Annotated in this window: 3 protein-coding genes; 1 reads left to right on the plus strand and 2 read right to left on the minus strand. The window is 58.2% G+C overall.

What is annotated here, in order from left to right; all coding sequences use genetic code 11:
• Both WCA53_RS14430 and WCA53_RS14435 read right to left on the minus strand, forming a co-directional pair.
• Positions 1-435: PHB depolymerase family esterase (locus WCA53_RS14430; protein WP_423911362.1), on the minus strand; the 435-nt coding region annotated here is incomplete at its 3' end.
• Between the two features lie 33 nt (positions 436-468).
• Positions 469-894: a CopG family transcriptional regulator gene (locus tag WCA53_RS14435; protein WP_423911364.1), complete on the minus strand. Its 426-nt coding sequence runs from the start codon at positions 892-894 to the stop codon at positions 469-471.
• A gap of 593 nt (positions 895-1,487) precedes the next feature.
• Between WCA53_RS14435 and WCA53_RS14440 the strand changes: the two genes are divergently transcribed.
• Entirely contained in the window at positions 1,488-2,090 is a 603-nt protein-coding gene (locus tag WCA53_RS14440) for a PIG-L family deacetylase (RefSeq protein ID WP_423911366.1), read from the plus strand.
• Positions 2,091-2,139: the final 49 nt, after the last annotated feature.

Genomic DNA, 2,139 nt, shown 5'->3' on the forward strand with positions numbered 1-2,139 from the left:
GGCAAACGCGTTCATCTGCGTGCCAATGGCGAAGTCGTCAGCGTTTTGGGTACAACCGTGCAGCATCACAACGAGCGGCACAGGCGCACCATCGTATCCGCTTGGTACATATAGCTTGTACTGACGCTGGCCTGCGGCGTTGGCATAGGAGCGTGTGCTGAAATTCCCGGAGTCTTCCACTTCGGCGGTCCTGGGCGCCCAATGCTCGCCATTTTGGCGCGTGAACTTCGCCATGAGCGAAGCTAAATGATCGATGGCGGGCGCGTTGTCCGGACCGCGAGCGAGCTCCGCCGCGACGGAGTCGCGCGGTGTCGAAGAGGGTGCGCCGCCGTTGAGCGCACGCTGAATCGCTTCAGTCGCTTCGAGCGGGCCGCTGGTACGCAGGAGCGTCATCGCATCCTGCATTGAGTTCAAAAAACCTTCATTGAGTTTCATGGTCTTGTCCAGTTTCATTTGTGCGGTGGGCGGCTAACTGACCCTGTCAGCGAGCGCCGCCTTGACTGCGGGCGATGCATGGAAGGCACCCAAGACGACAATCGATTCGATTGTCGCGAGTGCCAGTTCGGGAGTGACGTCGGTCGCAATGCTGGCCAGTCCTAACACCTGAATGTTCAGGCGTTCGTTCGCCGCAAGCGTCGCTTCCAAGTCTCGTTTTGAGAAGTGCTGCAGACCGAGAACCAGCGCGCGCCGCGTCACCGTTTCCTTAACGACCTGCGCGTGGATGGCGAGCTGATTTCGAATCGCATTGCGGATCAAATCCGTACGGTTCGAATAAAAACCCTCCTCCACTAGTAGATCAATCTGACCGAGATCAATCGGACTGAGATTGATCGTGATCTTCTCAGTCTCGCCGCCGCGCGGCCGCGATGCTTCACGTTTGACAATTTCAATCATCAATTTCCTTCCATATGCCATCCAGTGAGATGGTTATAGGCTGGTTTTTGGTCGACGTCAAGTGGTTGCCCACACAAAACATCGCTTTGTGTTGGCCGCAAATGCTTCGATGAAGTGTGCGAGCCGGAGCGTCTTTTGACCGGGCACAGGTGCGCCCGATGCTGGAGGAGAGAGCTGGCGCAGATTTGAGATGCCTCGATAACAAGGGCTTTGATATCGATGCACGCGGACGGCACGGCCCAGCGGACGATGCCTCGTATGCTTAAGCGGCCAATAAGGTCTCTGCTGCCGCCGCCGGCGCAGAGCCGAAGGGGCACAAAACATACGCCCTTAGGGGCTGAGTCTGACCACGGCGAAGAGATCCATAAGTGCTGGCGCACCTAGTTCGGAAGTTCTTTTGTGGATCGCTTCCGCACTGGCGGCAGTCGCCAAAGGTTAATGGGCCTAGAGGCTGATAGGTGGACCAACAAATAAACAGAGCAGCCAGGCTCGCGGCCGGGAGTATTGGACAAGCTGAATCGAACGCACGCAAGACGCGGACCCCGGGCACGCGTTTTGCTCTTTCGGGCAGCATCATCTCTCGATCAAACGCCGTGTCCGATATCTTTGCTCGTCCGCTGGTAATGTCGCCGCATTTCAACGACGCCGTCTTCAGTTGCGGCGCAATGCTTGCCGCTCATCCAGGGACGGTCGTCTACACCGTCTGCTCCGGTTGCCCCGCGGCGGACGTCACTACGGAATGGGACCTGCGCTGCAGCTTCGACAACGCCACCCACGCAACGCAAGCACGTTCGCTGGAAGACGACCGGGCGCTTGACATCCTAACTGCCGTCCCCGAGCGCGGCGATTTTCTCGACGCACAATATGTTCCGTTCGTTCCGCTCGCCCATGCCCCCACCCAGGAGGCCATCGCGCAGGCGCTCGACCACGCACTTCGCCGCCATGGCGCTCGTACGCTCGTGATCCCCTTCGGCTTGGTGCACCCCGACCACGAACTCGTGCGTCGCGCCGCAAAACGCCGTGCTGTCAAAGCGTACGCAAGCCAGCTCAAGGCGTTCGGACCCGATGGTTACGACGACGTCTTTTGTACCGAACGCTGCTGGAAACTAGTGTTTGCTCCCAAGGAAACCTCGCGAGCGCTTAGAGATCAAGATGGAAAAACTCGTAACGCTGCATTTGGCATCCGGAAAAATTGAGAAAGCTATGACGCTATCGAACAAAGCAGAAGGCTCTGACGCTACACCC

This window comes from Caballeronia sp. (assembly GCF_049581465.1).
In the GTDB taxonomy this organism is placed as follows: Bacteria; Pseudomonadota; Gammaproteobacteria; order Burkholderiales; family Burkholderiaceae; genus Caballeronia.

Bases quoted from the DNA above. Each gene is read 5' to 3' on its own strand.
- WCA53_RS14435 (WP_423911364.1), bottom strand. From the start codon at position 894: ATGATTGAAATTGTCAAACGTGAAGCATCGCGGCCGCGCGGCGGCGAG.